We start from the raw sequence: 17,025 nt of genomic DNA, 5'->3' as shown, positions 1-17,025 counted from the left end.
GGCCGATGCCCCTTAGCCGCCAGCCTCTTCCGCTCGCAGTTTTGCCAGCTCTTCTGCCGTCGCATCGACCGTTTGCCGAATCTGTTCTTCACTGTGGCAGCTGGTAATGAAGAATCGCAGACGAGCCGCTTTTTCTTCAACCGCCGGATACATGATCGGCTGCACGTTGTAACCGCGAGCGTACAGAGCCCGCGACAACTTCAGTGCCAACAGCGAGTTGCCCGTGATCACTGGCACCACTGGCGTATTGTTACTGAGGCCGGTATCCAGCCCCTTTTCTTTGGCCAGCTTCAAGAAGAGCTTCGAGTTGCTCATGCACTTGGCGACCACTTCCGGATGCTTTTCAATCCGCTTGAACGAAGCCAAGGCGGCGGCGGCGTTCGACGGCGGCATACCAACGCTGAACACGAAGCCAGGAGCCGTGTACTTGAGGTACTCGATCATCGTCTTCTTACCGGCGATGTAACCACCACAACTACCCAGCGACTTGCTGAGGGTCGCCATCAGGAAGTCGATTCGCGAACCAGGAATGCCGTAGTGTTCGCAGATCCCGCGGCCCGTCTTGCCCATCGTTCCGATCGAGTGGGCTTCGTCGACGAACAGCATCGCCTTGTACTTCTCTTTGATCTCGACCAGTTTCGGCAGATCGCAGTAGTCGCCGTCCATGCTGTAAACGCCTTCGACGACGATCACCGCGCGGCGATACTTGCCACGCGCTTCCGCCAACATGCGTTCGCACGCGGCCGTGTCGTTGTGCGGGAAGGCACGTCGCTGGGCACCCGACAAAATACAGCCTTGCACCAGGCTGTTATGGGCCAGCTCGTCATGCAGAATCAAGTCGCCGGGGCTCATCAGGTGCCCGATCGTCGTTTCATTGGTCGAGTGACCGCCAACGAAACAGACCGAAGACTCAACTCCCAGGAACTCGGCGATTTTGCGTTCCAGCTCGCCGTGGATCGTCTTTTCACCTGAGACCACGCGGCTGGCCGAGACGCTGGTACCAAACGTATCGACCGCAGCTTTGGCCGCGGCGGTGACTTCCGGATCACCACTGCTGCCCAGGTAGTTGTAGCTGCTGAAGCAGATGAACTCGCGACCGTCGATCATAGCCGTGTCGCGGGTCGTCCCTTCGTGAACATCGAAGTACGGACTATCCATCCCCATGCGGGCGAACGTCGCGATACGATCTTGCAGAGCGACCACTTCCGGGAACTGATCGGTTTGGAAATCCGAATCGGGAATGTCCTCAATTGCCCGAGCTGGCTTTTCTTTCGCAGCCGGAGCGGACGATGCTTCACCGGACGAAGCAGTGAAGTCCCCTTCGACACCGATCAGTCCTGCCACGGCCGTAGCCAAGCTGGTGACGGTGGTGTCTTGCGAGAACTCTTCGACCGGGATGTCGACATCGAGCTCGGCTTCGATCGCGTTCTTCAGCTCGATCCCCATCAGCGAGTCGAGCCCCATCTCGGCCAATGGCTTGGCGCGATCGATCTGCGACGCGGCAATACCTAGCGTCTTGGCGGCTTGATCGGCGACGTAATCCGAGATCATCGAGGCTCGCTTCTCTTCGTCGGCCGACTGCAGTCGGTCGCGAAGCGAACCACCAACGGCAGTCGCGGCGGTTCGTTCCTGACGATGAATCTTGGCCAGTTCGTCGAGCAGTCGTGGATGCTTGTTGCGGCCGAACTGCTTTAGGAACTTGTTCCACTCGACCGGGAACACACCCACATTGGCATGCCGGGTCGGAAGGAGCTCTTCCATTGCCAACAAACCTTGTGGCGGAGCAATCATGCCCAGGCCAATCCCCGCGAACCGACGGGCATCGGTTCCCTTAGCCATGCCACCACCGCTCCATGGCCCCCAGTTGATGCTGAGGCCGGTCAGACCTTCAGCCCGACGGCCAGCACACAGGGCATCCATGAACGCATTGGCCGCGGCATAGTTGGCCTGACCGGGCGAGCCAATCATGGCGGCGATCGACGAGAAACAGACGAAGTAGTCCAGCGGCAACTCGCGGGTCTGCTGATGCAGATACCACGAACCATCAACCTTCGCTGGCAACACCTTCGAGAAACGCTCCCACGATTGCTGCGGAATCGTGGCATCGTCCAGCACACCGGCCGCGTGGAACACGCCTGCCAGGGGCGGCAGTTCGGTTTGTACATAGCCCAACGCCGCGGCGACCTGATCGCTTTGCGCAGCATCCATGGTCAGTACCGAGATCTTCGCCCCTTCGCTTTCCCACTGGGCGATCCGCTCGGCGGCTTCTTCGTTGGCCTTGCCGCTGCGACTGGTCAGCACCACGCTCTTCGCGCCCTGGTCGACCAGCCACTGCGTGACCTCCAGACCAATGGCACCGGTGCCACCAGTGATCAGGTACGAAACATCACCACGCACCAGGGGACGTTCGCTGGTTGGCGGCGTCATCTGCAGCACCACCTTGCCCAGGTGTTTCGCTTGCTGCATGAAGCGGAACGCCTCGACGGCGTCTTCAATGCGATAAGCTTGCAGCGGAAGCGGTGCCAGTTGATGCCCTTCGAATTGCGGCAGCAGTTCGGTCAGCATCTCGGCGATCAGCCCTGGTGCCTTGCGTTCTTCGTCGCCCAGATCAAACGGGAAGTACTCTGCCTTCGGCCGCAACTCGGCGACCTGCTCGGCGGTCCAGATCCCGATCTTGCCGATCTCGACGAATCGTCCCTTGGCGGACAGACATCCAAAGCTCTTCGGAATGAACTCTTGGTTCAAGCTATTCAGTACGACGTCGACACCTTGGCCATCGGTATCGTCCAGAATCTGCTGACTGAACAGCGTCGTTCGCGAGTCGTAAATGTGCTTGATGCCCAGCGAGCGGAGGAAGTCCCACTTGCCTTGGCTTGCGGTCGCATAGATCTCGGCGCCGACTGACTGGGCGATTGCCACGGCAGCCTGACCAACACCACCTGCGGCGGCGTGGATGAGAACGCGTTCTCCCTTGCGAAGCTTCGCCAGACGCACCAAACCGTAGTGAGCCGTGAGGAATGCCAGCGGGATGGTCGCGGCTTCGTCGAAGCTCTGAGTGCTCGGCTTCTTGGCGACGTAGTTCTGATCGACCAGCAAATGGCTCGTCATGCTGGCGGTCGAAAGGGCGATGACTTCATCACCTACCTTCAGATTCTTCACCTTGCTGCCAACAGCCGTGATGACGCCGCTACCTTCGAAGCCAAACGTCACGTCAGCTTCGCTGAGAATGCCGATCTCTTTTTCGTATTCCTGCAGCATGCCCAAGGCACGCAGCACATCACGGAAGTTCAAGCCGGACGCCTTCACGGCGATCTCGACTTCGGTTTCGCCGGGAGCGGTTCGCGGCTTGGGGACCAGTTCCAGATTGGTCAGCATGCCGAACTTCTTCAGGCCGAGCTGATACGACTGCTCTGGCACGGTCAGCTCGCCATCGTCTGCCAAACGCATTGGCATCAAGCGTGCCGAGAAACGTCGCTCGCCTCGCAAGGCAATCTCGGTTTCGGCATCGGGAACCCAGACTTCGCCGAACAAACGTCCGGCCGACTCGCGATCGGCGGCGTCGACATCGACACGGGTACACTGTAGCTTCGGCATCTCGTTGGCGATCACGCCGGCCAGACCCCAAGTCGCGGCTTCCAGCGGGTGACCAATCTTGTCGCCCGCAAAGACCTGCTGTCCTGACAATGTCACGACATACAAGCGTGGCGCCTGGTCTTCCAACGCACCCAACGCCTGGGCAACGTGCAGCAGCCCCTGGCAACCAAGGGCATGATCGACCATCGATTCGTCGGCCTTGCCTGACAAATCTTGCTGAGCCCACAGATAGATAACGCCGCGTAGTTTGCGATTACCACCCAGTTTGAGCGACTCCAGCAGATCGGCGAACTGCGAAGGTTCGGCCGGATCGAGCGTGGCGTCTTGTGGCCCGAATTCCAGTTCCGTGCCTGGGGCGACTTCCATCACGTGCTGCTTGCGCTGCCGCAACTGGTCGACCAGGTATTCGGCCATCGGTCGGCCATCGCCGAAAACGAGCCAGACCGATTCGTCCGTTTCATCAACCGTCAACGGCTTGCCGATGCGATGCGTTTCGAGCCATTGCACTTCGTGATACCAACGATCGACATCAGCGACCAATCGCTTCTGCAGATCGATCTTCGCCAACCGGGCCAGCTTCAAGCCGCGAACTTCGGCGAGCACTTCCCCTTCTTCATTGGCGAGAATGATGTCGGCTTCAACCTGAGGCATCCGCCCTGGCTTCCGGCCGGTGATCTTCGACCAGCAGGCAACACGCTGTGGCGAATGTTCTTCAAAGCAGGTGATGCTTTGCACACCGATCGGAATAAACGTCGTGCCAGGCGTGAGGTCATCAGCCAGCAGGCTGCCTACCGTCTGGAAGCAAGCATCCAGCAGGGCAGGGTGGAGGCTGTAGTTGCGAGCGTCGCTTTGCAGGTCGGACGGCAACGCGACTTCCGCCAGCGATTCGCCATCGCCATTGCCCAGGCGTTTGATGCCCTGGAAGGCGTGACCATACTGCAAACCACTTTGCTTCGCGCCGACATAAAACTCGTCGACTTCGACCTGCTTCTCCATGCGGAAGAAGACATCTTGCAGTTCGGCCTTTTCAGGACGAGCCGTGGCCGGAGCGATCTTGCCGGCGGCATGCAGCTTCCAGATGGTGTCGTTGTCGTCGGACGTTTCCGCACTGAGGATACGGAACGAAGCGTAACCGAACTCTTCTGGCAACAAGATGACTTGGATTGTCTTCGAATGCTGTTGCTCGAAGACCAGTGGCTGCTGAACGGTCATCTGCTCGACGGCGAACAGGCCTGACTCGAACTGAGCTTTGGCAGCCGCCAACGCCAGTTCCACGTAGCCCGTTGCCGGGAAGACCGGATTGCCGAACAGTTGATGATCGTTCAGATAGGCCGGGAAGCCGGGGGCCAGGTTCGTCTGGAACAAGACCTCGTCGGTCGCGGTCGGAATCTTAACGCCCAGCAGCGGATGCGACGTCCGCGTTGGCATCAAACCAACCCCGGTACCGAAGTCATCGCCACTAGAGACCGGCATGGTGTCGGGAGCCCAATAGCGGCTCCGCACGAACGGATAGGTTGGCAGCTCGACGCGACCGAACTGGTACGGTGCATCGAATGACTTCCAATCGATCGCCACGCCCAACTGGTACAACTCGCCGACCGAATCGAGCAAGATCTGCCAGTCGTCGCGGCCACTGCGAACGCTCGGGAGCCAGGCGTTCTCTTTGCCTGGCACGCTCACGCGGCCGAGACTTGAAAGAACGGGCTGCGGACCGACTTCCACGAAGACGTTGCCACCCTTGGCGGCGATGGCCTGGATACCATCGGCGAAACGGACCGCTTCGCGCAGATGCTGACGCCAGTACTCCGGCTTGGTGAACGCATCTTTGCTCAACTGACCGGTCAGGTTCGCCGCGATCGGGAAGGCAGCCGGTTTCATAGCAATCGCGGAAACGGCTTGCTGGAATTCTTCCAGAATCGGCTCCATCAACTGCGAATGGAACGCGTGCGAAACAGTCAAACGCGTGGCGCGAATTCCTTCGTTCTGGCAAAGGGTCGCCACTTCGTCGATCGCTTCCGCCCCACCGCTCAGCACGGTCTGCTGTGGGCTATTCACCGCCGCGACGCTAACCTTCTTCGACAAACCATTGAGCAATGTCTCGACCCGATCGGAAGCAGCCGACACGGCCAGCATCGCACCGCCGGCCGGCAAGCTTTGCATCAGCTTGCCTCGCAAGGCGATCAGCTTCAAAGCGTCTTCCAACGTGAAGACACCAGCGACACACGCCGCGACATATTCGCCGACGCTGTGACCGATGGCCATGCTGGGGGAAACACCCCACGACAACCACAACTGGGCCAAGGCATATTCAGTCGCGAACAACGTCGGCTGCGACATGGCCGTTTGATGAATCGTTTCGTCGCCAGCTTCGCCAAACAAAACGTCCAGCAGCGGAACATCGTACTTGGCAAGTTCGCTGGCGCAGCGATCGATTGCATCGCGATAGACCGGCTGCGTATCGTACAGCTTCCGTCCCATGCCGACGTACTGCGAGCCTTGACCGGTGAACAGGAATACCACCTTGTTGCGGCGACGAACGGGTTCGCTGGCGGACGATGCCTTCGAGCCCTTCTCGACCAGCTTGTTCAAGCCGGCGATCGCATCTTCTTTCGTTGCGGCATTGATCGCGGCACGCACTTCCAGCGTCGAACGGCCGGTGGTCGCGCTATGAGCCAGATCGGCCAGCGAGACGGCATCGTTTTGCAGCGTTTCCAAGTAACGCTCGGCCAATAGCGGCAAAGCATCGGTGGTTTGCGTCGAGACCGGGATCAAGTGACGCGGTCGTTCGGCCTTGGGGGCCTCGACCGTCTTGGCCGGCTTCGAGACATAGTCGCCGACGATCACATGGCAATTGGTACCACCAAAACCGAAGGCACTGACGCCAGCCAATCGATTGCCTGGTGCGGCGTTCCACTCCGTTGGCTCGGTGACGATTTCGACGTTGGCGTCGCTTAAATCAATGTAAGGATTCAGCGTCTCGAAATTGAGATGCGGAGGGATCTTGCCCTTGCTGACCGCCAGGATCAGCTTCAACAAACCAGCAACACCGGCGGCTGATTCCAAGTGACCAATATTCGTTTTCACGCTTCCCAAGCGAAGTGGCTGCTTGGCGTCGCGCTGCATCCCGAGGACATTCTTCAGGCTCCGTACTTCGATCGGATCGCCCAGCGAAGTCCCGGTACCGTGTGCCTCGATCAGTTCGATCGATTGCGGTTCGACACCGGCGTCGGCTAATGCTGCTTGAAGGACCTCTTGCTGCGAAGGGCCGTTCGGCGCCGTCAGCCCGTTGGTGAGACCATCCTGGTTTACCGCGGTACCATGGATGACGGCGAGGATGCGATCGCCATCGCGTTCAGCATCGCTCAGTCGCTTCAGAATGACGGCACCGCAGCCTTCGCCACGGACGTAGCCATCGGCCTTGGCATCGAAGGTCTTGCAACGACCATCCGGAGCCATCATACGTGCCTGGCAGAAGGTAATCGTGCCTTCTGGCGTCAGAATCAAGTTCACGCCGGCGGCGACGGCCAGATCGGTCTCGCCAGCTTCGAGCGCCTGGCAAGCCAAGTGCGCCGCGACCAGCGATGAACTGCAAGCGGTATCGACGGCGATGCTTGGTCCGCGGAAATTGTAGAGATAGCTCAGTCGATTGGCGGCGATCGACAAGCTGGTGCCGGTCGCGCTATAGGCATTCAGCGAATCGAGCCCGCGAAACATCAGCCGCGCGTAGTCGCTGTTGCTGATACCGACGTAGACACCGGTAGCGCTGTCACCTAGCGACTTGACAGGGATGCCGGCGTTCTCGAACGCTTCCCAGGTCACTTCCAACAGCAGTCGCTGCTGGGGATCCATTTTCTCGGCTTCGCGTCCGCTGATACCGAAGAGGGTCGGATCGAAATCGCTGACGTTACCCAGAAAGCCACCGCGACGCGTATACATCTTGCCGGGTGTGGCTGGTTCGGGGTCGTACAGACGATCGACATCCCACCGATCTGGCGGGACTTCGACGATGGCGTCGCGACCTTCGATTAGCAGATTCCAGAAGGCATCCGGGCCGTCGGCACCGGGCAAACGACAACCGATTCCGATAACGGCAATCGGTTCATGTTTTGGCTGCATCGAAAAGGCTTCCGTCGCAGGTGGATAGGAGCAGGCACGCCAACAGCAGACATCGGGTCAGTTGGCTATTTCTGGCCCGCCAGATAGTTCGAGAACTCTTCGATCGTTGGGTAATCGTAAACGATCGTGGGATCGATGCGTTTACCGAGCCAGGTTTCCAAATCGCCCGTCATCCCAATGGCAGTGGCCGAATCGAGAGCGAAGGAATCGAAGGTAGCGCTAGGGTCAATGGTGTTGGGATTCGTTTCCAACAGCTTGGCTAGATAATCGATAATCCAATCTTGGATTTCTTCCGCGGTCTTAGGCGCATCGCCGGAAGTTGCGGACTGATCGGCTGTCATTGATCACCTCGTGACTAAAGGGTAACACGCCAGTTTACCCGTTATTCACTCGATCGACCACTGACCCAACCGAACGTTTTGATCTCTGGGGAATCGACATGGGTGGTACCGACAGCACCCACAAACCCTTCGCACGGAACAAGTTCCATCAATCGCACTGAGGGCGTATTGGGGAACACATGAAAATGATTGACCACCTTCCGTGCGTCCGGAGCCAGCAGATCGAGGGTGACTCGGTCGAGCGGGGCCCGTAGCCCGACGCCAATTGTCTTCAAATAGGCTTCTTTGTGGGTCCAAAACCGCAGGAAATGGCGATGCTGCTCGGTTTCCTGGTGGGCACAGATATCTTTGCGTTCCGCGTCGGAGAGACATCGTTCGAGCATACTGGCGAAGCTGCGTACCTCGCGGATGCGTTCGATATCGACGCCGACTTCAGCATCACGGGTTACGGCGACGACAGCCAGCTCGCTGGAATGCGTCAGATTGAACTGGAGCGGACCAGCCTGCCCGGTGATGACGTTTGGCTTGCCGTAACCACTTGCCTGGTAAGCGATTTTGGAAGGTGTTACACCCAAGTAACGCGACAAGATGTCACGCAAAGCCGCGTGATAGACAACGTACTGCTGGGCGAGGTTTTCCGTGAAGAACTTCGATGCCCGAAGTTGCTCGGCGTCGGAGAGGCTTTTATGAAGCTGGTCGACGTCGGCCAAGCCGTCTTCAAGCGAGACCCGCCACAGGTGCAGATCGTTGGTTCCTATTTCCAATTGCCGAGCAGGAAGCGGCAAAGGAAACGGCTTGGTGGAAAGTTGAATCATCGGTGGTGGGCCCGTTCGGGGGGGTGCCATGATCGGACATTCATCCGCAATATGGTCGAATTCGGCGAAATGCTGGGTCTGCGGCCATTGTTTCCAGGTCGAGAAGCGTAATCAGCAGAACCCCAATAGCTTCGCGCGATCGCAGCCAAAGGATACTTCACACCCATCGCAGTGGTGGAAATTACGCTGAATTCACTCGATCTCCCAGATTCACGTCGCTCCGAATAGGACCTAAACCGACTGGAGCAGGAGGGAAGGCTAGGCGAACTAGACCAAATATTCCGTCTCCAGGCAAGCGGCGCCAATCCCCACCAACGAGCGATCCCCCTGAAAGAGCCGCTCAGGCTAGCACTGACGTTGCGAGAAGATTATCGCAAAACCGATCGAAAGGTTGAGCTGATTTTCGCCAGATTTCGCGCGACAACTCGTTTGAGACGCAACTTTTACATTGCCAAGTCTTCTTACCCGTCATACCGGGTGGGGTCGGGCAGCCCTTGAGCCGAGAACGCTTCTTTTCGTTCGACACAGGCTCCGCACTTTCCACAATGCAGCTCGAGACCTTTGTAGCAGGTCCAAGTCTTTTCGAACGGGACACCCAGATCGAAGCCTCGCTTGGCGATCTCGCCTTTGTCCATGTGAACAAAAGGCCGCCATAGCTCGATCGGATTCCAGTCGCACAGCCGGGCCGCGTTGTCCATGGCATCGGCGAATTCAGGCCGGCAGTCGGGATAGATCGCATGGTCGCCGCTATGGGCACCATAGGCGACAGCCTGACACTTATTGCTGGCCGCCCAGGCAATCGCCACCGAAAGCAGGATCATGTTTCGATTTGGGACGACGGTCTGCTTCATGCTCTCTTCCGCGTAATGCCCTTCTGGGACTTCCATCTCACGGCCGGAAAGACTGTTGTTGCCGAAGAGCGGGTTGATGGCCGACAGATCGGCGACCTGGTGCGGAACGCCGACCCCTTCGCAAAGCTGCCGGGCAAAGTCGAGCTCTTTCACGTGGCGCTGGCCGTAATCGACCGAGATGGCCCAGGCCTCGTGACCTTCGTCCAGAATGTGATAAAGCAGCGTTGCCGAATCCATTCCGCCCGACACCACCGCGACAACCTTCGCCATTTGCAGCTCCGTAGATATCCAGATTTGAATCAAATCCAGTCTAGCGCAGTTGGCTGCGATCGAGAACCAGCGAATCGAGGTTGCCCCGCCTGAAAAAACTTGCAAATCGGGCGAATCTTTCGTTACACTGACCTGCATCTTCCTGCGAGCCTTCCCTTCTCGACATGCCTTTGGCTTGTCACCTCCCTTCCTTTTCCTGTCGAGTTATCCCGCAAAGGGTTCATCCATGCGTGCTTCCTCTTTGTTCCTGGTTCTGCTGGTCGCATGCCCTGCGATCGCCACGGCTGAAGATGCTGCGGCCGATCAGGCAGGCCAGGTCAGCTATTACCGCGATGTTCGACCGGTCTTGCAAGCGAACTGCCAGGGATGTCACCAACCGGCGAAACGGGGTGGCGACTACCTGATGACCGATCACAAGTCGCTGATGACCGCTGGCGAATCTGGCTCGACCTCGGTTGTCGCTGGCGATCCGGCGGCTAGTTACCTGATCGATTTGATCACGCCGGTCGACGGCAAAGCCAAGATGCCCAAAGGGAAGACGCCTCTTTCCGAGACCGATCGCAAGACGATCTTGAACTGGATCTTGCAAGGTGCCCAGGACGACACGCCAGAGTCCGCCAAGGTAACCTTCGACGCCGCACATCCGCCGACCTACGTGCGTGCTCCCGTGCTGACCTGCGTTGCGTTCTCGCCCGATGGTCAACTCATTGCCGTTTCGGGCTATCACGAAGTGCTGCTGCAGAAGGCGGACGGAAGCGGAGTCGCTGGACGACTGGTGGGCATGTCCGAACGAATCGAATCGGTTGCCTTCTCGCCCGATGGTAAGCGTCTGGCGGTGGCAGGTGGTTCGCCGGGAAGACTAGGTGAACTGCAAATGTGGGACGTGGCCGAGCGTAAGCTTCTCTATTCAGTCCCTGTTTCCTACGACAACGTCTATGGGGCGAGTTGGTCCCCGGACGGCAAACTGGTGGCCATTGGCTGCGGCGACAACTCAGTCCGGGCCTTCGATGCCGAGAACGGCCAGCAATCGTTCTTCAATGGTGCTCACGAAGACTGGGCCCTCGATACCGTCTTCTCGAAAGATGGCAGCCACCTGGTTTCGGTGAGTCGCGACATGGCGGTGAAGTTGTACGAAGTGAAGACGCAGCGATTCGTCGACAACGTCACCAGCATCACGCCCGGTGCCTTGAAGGGTGGCATCAATGCGGTTGCCCTTCAGCCGGGACAAGATCAGGTGTTGATCGGCGGCGCCGATGGCGTGCCGAAGATCTATCGCTTGTTCCGCGAGAAGGCTCGCAAGATTGGCGACGACTTCAACAAGATCAAAGACTTCCCAGAGATGCCTGGCCGTATCTACGACGTGGCATTCACTTCCGACGGCAGCAAAGCGGTGGTTTGCAGCAGCCTGGATGGGGCCGGCTTCATTCAGGTTCTGGATGTCGGTGAAGGAAAGAAGCTGGTTGACCTGGAAGGTCCGCTGCAAGCGATCTACTCGGTAAGTATCAGCCCCGACAACAAGCGAGTCGCCTCGGTTGGTTTCTCCGGTGACGTCCTGCTGCACGACCTGGAAACAGGCAAGAAGCTACAAACGTTCCCTGCCGTGCCGATTTCCCCGCAGACTGCGGCCGCCCACTAAATCGCCTTCAAGCATCCATCGTTTGGGATTTGAAATATGTTCCTGAGAACCTCACTTGCCAGCCTTCTGCTGATCGGTATCACCGGCGTGGCCTTTGCGGATTCAGCGCCGAACACCATTCCAGCCGGCAAACATGTCGAGAAGATCTCGGCCTTTCCGGAAAAGGTCACGCTGGAAGGTCCCTTCGGCTACGCCCAGATCTTGATCACCGCCCATCTCGATACGGGCGAACAGGTCGACCTGACACGCACAGCGAAACGGATCGACCAGGTCGATGCCGTCTCGATCACGCCCAACGGCCTGGTCAGCGCCAAGCATGACTTTCAAGGCGAGTTGGTCTTCGAGGTTGCCGATCAACAGGTCAAGATTCCACTGGCAGTGAAAGGAACCACGGCCGAGTATCATGCCGACTTCGTCCGCGATGTGACCCCGGCAATGAGCAAGATGGGTTGCAATCAGGGAACCTGTCACGGGGCCAAAGATGGCAAGAACGGCTTCAAGCTTTCGCTCCGTGGTTATGACCCGGTCTACGATCACCGGGCGTTGGTCGACGACGTCGCTGGTCGCCGGTTCAACCGAGCTGTGCCAGAGCAAAGCCTCATGCTACTGAAAGCGGTGGGGGGCGTTCCGCACGTGGGTGGTCAACTGACCGAGCCCGGCGAGCGTCGCTACGAGATCCTGAAGAACTGGATCGCCGGTGGGGTGCAGTTGGATCTCGATGCCCCGAAAGTCGAGAAGATCGCGATCTTCCCTGAGAACCCAACCGTGCCGCTGCCAGGCATGACGCAGCAGTTTGCGATCTATGCCACGTTGACCAACGGCGAAGTCCGTGATGTGACCGCCGATGCGTTTATCTCGAGCGGCGATATTGAAATCGCCACCGCCGACGACCAAGGCGTGCTAAACCTGCTGCGTCGCGGTGAAGCCCCGGTGTTGGCTCGCTTCGATGGTGCTTACGTCGCCACGACGGTTACCGTGATGGGCGACCGTACCGGGTTCGAGTGGACGCAGCAGCCGCAGTTCAACTACATAGATCAACTGGTCGACGAAAAGCTGCAACGTGTGAAAGTGCAATCTTCCGGGCTCTGCACTGATGACCAGTTCGTGCGTCGCATCTACCTCGACCTGACCGGCCTTCCGCCCACCGCGGACGAAGTGCGAACGTTCCTCGAGGACAAGCGCCCGTCGAAAGAGAAACGAGATGCCCTGATCGACCAACTGGTCGGCAGCGGTGCTTATGTCGAGTTCTGGACCAACAAGTGGTGCGATCTACTACAGGTCAATCAAAAGTTTCTGGGCGATCCTGGCGTGCATGCTCTGCGAAACTGGGTGATGGACTCGGTCGCCGCCAACAAGCCTTACGACGAGATGGTCTACGAGATCTTGACCGCCTCTGGCTCGACGCTCGATCACCCAGCCAGTGCGTACTATAAGATCCTGCGGACGCCAGAAGACACGATGGAGAACACCACGCAGTTGTTCCTGGCGGTTCGCTTCAACTGCAATAAATGCCACGACCATCCTTTCGAGCGTTGGACCCAAAACCAGTACTACAACTTGTCGGCCTACTTCGCCCAGGTCGGTCGAAAAGAAGACAAGCGTTTCGCCGGCCAGAAGATTGGTGGCTCGGCGGTGGAAGGTGCCACGCCGCTGGTGGAAGTGATCTACGACACCGGCAGCGGCGAAGTGACGCACCAGTTGACTGGCAAGGTGACTCCGCCGGAGTTCCCTTACCAAGGCGATCTGGCCGACGATCAGTCGACCAGGCGTGAAGAACTGGCCGACTGGCTGACCGATCCTTCGAACCAGTACTTCGCCTCGAGCTACGTCAATCGCATGTGGGGCTATTTGATGGGTCGCGGAATCATCGAGCCGATCGACGACATCCGCGCCGGCAACCCGCCGACGAACCCAGAACTGCTGGAAGCATTGACGAAGAGCTTCGTCGACAGCGGCTTCGACACGCGTCATATCGTGCGTGAGATCTGTAAGTCGCGGGTCTATCAGCAATCGATCGCCACCACGCGCTGGAATGAAGACGACGGAATCAACTTCTCGCATGCCGTTCCGCGGCGACTTCCGGCGGAAGTGCTGTTCGACTCGATCCACCAGGTGACCGGCAGCAAGTACAACCTTCCGCAGCTTCCCGGGGGCTTCCGAGCGGCTCAGCTGCCAGGCACCGACGTCCGGATTCCGTTCCTGGATGACTTCGGTCGACCAGCTCGCGAGAGCTCGTGCGAATGCGAACGGGCCACCGGCGTGATGCTGGGCCCCGTGATGAAACTGGTCAATGGCCCGGTCATCAGCAACGCCATCGCCGACCCCAACAACGAATTGACGCACCTCGCTTCGCAGATGACCGACGATCGCGAACTGATCAACGAAGTCTTTCTGCGCTTCCTCGGTCGCCATCCGAGCGAAGAAGAAGTGAGCATGAGCGTCGAACTTCTGAACGAGCCAACGCCTGACTTGGAAATCGCCCAGAAGGCACTGCAACAGCATCGCGAACAACTGCTGACAAAAATGCCCGCTTGGGAAGCTTCGCTCCAGCGCATAGCTAGTTGGACGCCGCTTGCCATGCAGGAAGGAACTTCCACCGCAGGGGTCTCGTTCGAGAAGAAAGAAGATCAATCGCTGCTGACAACCGGCCCAATCACGAAAGACGAGTATCAACTGGTCTTCGATATCCCGGTCGGTTTGTTGACCGGTCTGCGACTGGAAGCCCTGCCAGACGACTCGCTTCCCGCCAAAGGACCTGGCCGAGCCCAGAATGGTAACTTCGTGTTGAACGAATTGAAGGCGATGGTCCGGATGCCTGACGGAAGCGACGGCCCGGATGTGAGCTTCCATCGGGCTGAAGCGACGTTCTCGCAATCAGGCTGGGACGTCCGAGGCGCGATCGACGGCAACCTCGGCAGCGGCTGGGCGGTCAGTCCTCGGCTGGGTGAAGCCCATACGGCCTTGTTCGAGGTGGATGGCGACGTCGAGGTTCCCGCAGGTGCCAAGCTGGTGATTCGCCTGGTCCAGCAGTACCAGGACAGCCATCACCTGCTAGGAAGATTCCGCCTGTCGGCTACCAGCAGCGAACGACCGGTTCGGCTCGAAAATAATTTGCCAGCCGATATCCGACAGATCGTCGCCAAGCCAACCGATCAACGGACGCCAGAAGAGCAGCAGAAGCTAGTCACGCTGTTCCTTTCGGGCGATACGCTTCTCAAAGACCTGGAAACCAGGCTCAGCCAGGCCCAAGCGATCGACCAGAATCGGCGGCTTTCAGGCCTGCAGGACCTGGCGTGGGCTTTGATCAACAGCCCTGCGTTTCTGTTCAATCGCTAGCAAGCGGCAAACCCCATAAAGTGGGCTATCGACTCGATTTCGGTAGCCCACCTCTTTGAATGTGTCTTGCGGTCTGCCAAAATCATCGCGGTTAATTGGGGGAAACCTTTTTCGGTTTCGAGCGGTACTGTAGATGTACAGCCCCATTCGCGAACATGCTGAAGACGCACAACCTGACAAAACGATACGGCAGTTTTCTCGCTCTGGACCACGCTCAAATCGTGGTTGCCGAGGGAGAGTGTTGCGGCGTTCTTGGCCCCAATGGTGCCGGGAAGTCGACACTCTTTCGCCTTTTGATGGGCTTCCTCCAGCCGACCGATGGTACGGCGCATATCGGCGGGAAAGACTGCCAACGCGAAAAGACTGAAGTCCATAGCCTGGTTTCTTACTTGCCAGGCGACGTTCGTCTCTTCGATGAGATGAAAGGGAAGCAGGTCCTCGAGTTCTTTGCCGATATTCATCCGCGCGGTAATCGAGAGCGATCTTTCGCCACGGCCAAACGCCTGGATCTGGATATCAGTCGCCGCGTCGGCTATATGAGCACCGGCATGCGGCAGAAGCTGGGCCTTTCGATTGCCCTGGCGACCGATGCCCCAGTGCTGATTATGGACGAGCCGACCACCAGCCTCGATCCGAACGTCCGTGGCGAAGTGATTCGCATGATCGGCGAGGCCCACAAGTCGGGGCGAACCGTGTTGATCTGCTCGCATGTCCTGTCCGAAATCGAAGACATCTGCGATCGAGCGATCATCATGCGACAAGGAAAAGTGGTGCACGACCAGTGCCTGCAAGATCTGGCTCGCAGGCATTCGGTCGTGTTCGAGCTCAACCAATCACTGCCCCGGATTCCGGATGAAATTCGTCCCCGCGTGCTGGCTGCTCGTCAGACCGACACCTCGGTCCGCCTCGAAACGGAAGGCGAACTTCGCGATGTGATGGCATGGGTCACGCAGCTTCCGATCACCAACCTGAAGGCGAATCGGATGGGGCTGCGAGAAGTCTACGATCGATTCCATGCCCCTGTTAGCGAGCATGCCGCATGAACCTGGCGATGTTAAGGCAAGTCTGGCGCGAGTCACGTCTACTGATGCTGGGGTGTTCGATCGCATTGTTCGCCTTCTGCTGGATTCGCGTGTGGATTGTCGGTCGCATCGATATGAGCCGCTTCCAGGGAATCTTGGAGATCTTGCGGCCAGAGTTCGAGAACTTCTCGGCCGTCGACTTCGAGCATGCGTTGACCTACCCTGGCCGCGTGGCGTTCACCTTCACCGAACCGATGGTCATCATCCTGGTGGTGGTCTGGGCGATTGCCCGGGGAAGCGATTCGGTCAGTGGCCCGCTGGGGCGTGGCACGATGGAGATGATGCTTTCGCAGCCGGTCAGTCGCTTTCAGTACTTGATGAGCAAGAACCTGGTCTGCATCTTTGGCACGCTGCTGATCGCCGCCAGCGCCTACGCAGGCATCGCCGGCAGCATCACCTACACATCAGTGAAGAAGGAATCGCCACCGATCAAAATGCAGATTCCGCTGGTCAAAATCGAAGTCGAGATTCCGTTTACCAAAGATCCGAACGCCCCGACGCGAATGCCACTGTCGGACTTCGTCGACCGGCAAGACATGATTCCGTCCGCCTTGAACCTGATGGGCTTGGGTTTGTTCTTTGGCGGGTTCACGACGCTGATGTCGGCCTGGGATCAATATCGCTGGCGGACGATCGCGATCGCGGCCGGATTCCTCATCATCCAACTGATGCTGCGGGTGCTCTCGCTTTCGATGGAAGATGTTGCGTGGCTGAAGTACACGACGATCTTCTCGCTGTACGAACCGGAAGTGCTGGTCAGCTATGCCGTGCATAGCCAGGATGCGGCCTGGAGTTTCTTGTTCGAGAAGACTGCCGGTGATTGGCGACTGGGTGGACTTGGCTACTTGACCCTGCTCGGCGGAACCGGTCTGCTCGGATTCGCGACCGGGACCTGGGTATTTTGTCGACGCGATCTGCCGGCACCGGTATAACTAGCCGCGGCGAGTCCCGGCCAAGGTTTCGGCCGTGAAGCTTGCCGGCATG

The 17,025-nt window shown here is 58.6% G+C and carries 8 protein-coding genes; 4 read left to right on the top strand and 4 right to left on the bottom strand.

The window, feature by feature from the left end; genetic code table 11:
- Positions 1 to 12 precede the first annotated feature (12 nt).
- The 4 genes from ABD890_RS13245 to queC all read right to left on the bottom strand — a co-directional run bounded on the left by ABD890_RS13245 (position 13) and on the right by queC (position 9,987).
- Entirely contained in the window at positions 13 to 7,710 is a 7,698-nt protein-coding gene (locus tag ABD890_RS13245) for an aminotransferase class I/II-fold pyridoxal phosphate-dependent enzyme (protein ID WP_345090002.1), read from the bottom strand.
- A gap of 65 nt (positions 7,711 to 7,775) precedes the next feature.
- Complete coding sequence (locus ABD890_RS13240; protein ID WP_345089999.1) at positions 7,776 to 8,051, bottom strand: acyl carrier protein; 276 nt, start codon at positions 8,049 to 8,051, stop codon at positions 7,776 to 7,778.
- Between the two features lie 41 nt (positions 8,052 to 8,092).
- Positions 8,093 to 8,896: a 4'-phosphopantetheinyl transferase family protein gene (locus ABD890_RS13235; RefSeq protein ID WP_345089996.1), complete on the bottom strand. Its 804-nt coding sequence runs from the start codon at positions 8,894 to 8,896 to the stop codon at positions 8,093 to 8,095.
- A gap of 431 nt (positions 8,897 to 9,327) precedes the next feature.
- Entirely contained in the window at positions 9,328 to 9,987 is a 660-nt protein-coding gene (gene queC, locus ABD890_RS13230) for a 7-cyano-7-deazaguanine synthase QueC (protein WP_345089991.1), read from the bottom strand.
- 226 nt (positions 9,988 to 10,213) lie between these two features.
- Here queC and ABD890_RS13225 point away from each other — a divergent pair, with 226 nt between their 5' ends.
- The 4 genes from ABD890_RS13225 to ABD890_RS13210 all read left to right on the top strand — a co-directional run bounded on the left by ABD890_RS13225 (position 10,214) and on the right by ABD890_RS13210 (position 16,973).
- Positions 10,214 to 11,623, top strand: a complete 1,410-nt coding sequence (locus tag ABD890_RS13225; protein ID WP_345089988.1) for a WD40 domain-containing protein — start codon at positions 10,214 to 10,216, stop codon at positions 11,621 to 11,623.
- A gap of 36 nt (positions 11,624 to 11,659) precedes the next feature.
- Positions 11,660 to 14,959, top strand: a complete 3,300-nt coding sequence (locus ABD890_RS13220; protein ID WP_345089985.1) for a DUF1549 and DUF1553 domain-containing protein — start codon at positions 11,660 to 11,662, stop codon at positions 14,957 to 14,959.
- A gap of 155 nt (positions 14,960 to 15,114) precedes the next feature.
- On the top strand, positions 15,115 to 16,002 hold the full coding sequence (locus ABD890_RS13215) for an ABC transporter ATP-binding protein (RefSeq protein ID WP_345089982.1): 888 nt from the start codon (positions 15,115 to 15,117) through the stop codon (positions 16,000 to 16,002).
- Positions 15,999 to 16,973 carry an ABC transporter permease subunit gene (locus tag ABD890_RS13210; protein ID WP_345089980.1) on the top strand — a complete coding sequence of 325 codons (975 nt, stop codon included), beginning with the start codon at positions 15,999 to 16,001 and terminating at the stop codon, positions 16,971 to 16,973. The genes ABD890_RS13215 and ABD890_RS13210 overlap by 4 nt, the downstream gene beginning before the upstream one ends.
- Positions 16,974 to 17,025: the final 52 nt, after the last annotated feature.

It is taken from the genome of Bremerella cremea (assembly GCF_039541315.1).
Taxonomy (GTDB): Bacteria; Planctomycetota; Planctomycetia; order Pirellulales; family Pirellulaceae; genus Bremerella; species Bremerella cremea.
Note: the sequence above shows the minus strand (reverse complement) of the source record. Positions and strands in the feature narration are given on the sequence as shown.

Bases quoted from the DNA above. Each gene is read 5' to 3' on its own strand.
- ABD890_RS13240 (WP_345089999.1), bottom strand. From the start codon at position 8,051: ATGACAGCCGATCAGTCCGCAACTTCCGGCGATGCGCCTAAGACCGCG.
- ABD890_RS13215 (WP_345089982.1), top strand. From the start codon at position 15,115: ATGCTGAAGACGCACAACCTGACAAAACGATACGGCAGTTTTCTCGCT.
- ABD890_RS13235 (WP_345089996.1), bottom strand. From the start codon at position 8,896: ATGGCACCCCCCCGAACGGGCCCACCACCGATGATTCAACTTTCCACC.
- ABD890_RS13245 (WP_345090002.1), bottom strand. From the start codon at position 7,710: ATGCAGCCAAAACATGAACCGATTGCCGTTATCGGAATCGGTTGTCGT.
- ABD890_RS13225 (WP_345089988.1), top strand. From the start codon at position 10,214: ATGCGTGCTTCCTCTTTGTTCCTGGTTCTGCTGGTCGCATGCCCTGCG.
- ABD890_RS13220 (WP_345089985.1), top strand. From the start codon at position 11,660: ATGTTCCTGAGAACCTCACTTGCCAGCCTTCTGCTGATCGGTATCACC.
- queC (WP_345089991.1), bottom strand. From the start codon at position 9,987: ATGGCGAAGGTTGTCGCGGTGGTGTCGGGCGGAATGGATTCGGCAACG.
- ABD890_RS13210 (WP_345089980.1), top strand. From the start codon at position 15,999: ATGAACCTGGCGATGTTAAGGCAAGTCTGGCGCGAGTCACGTCTACTG.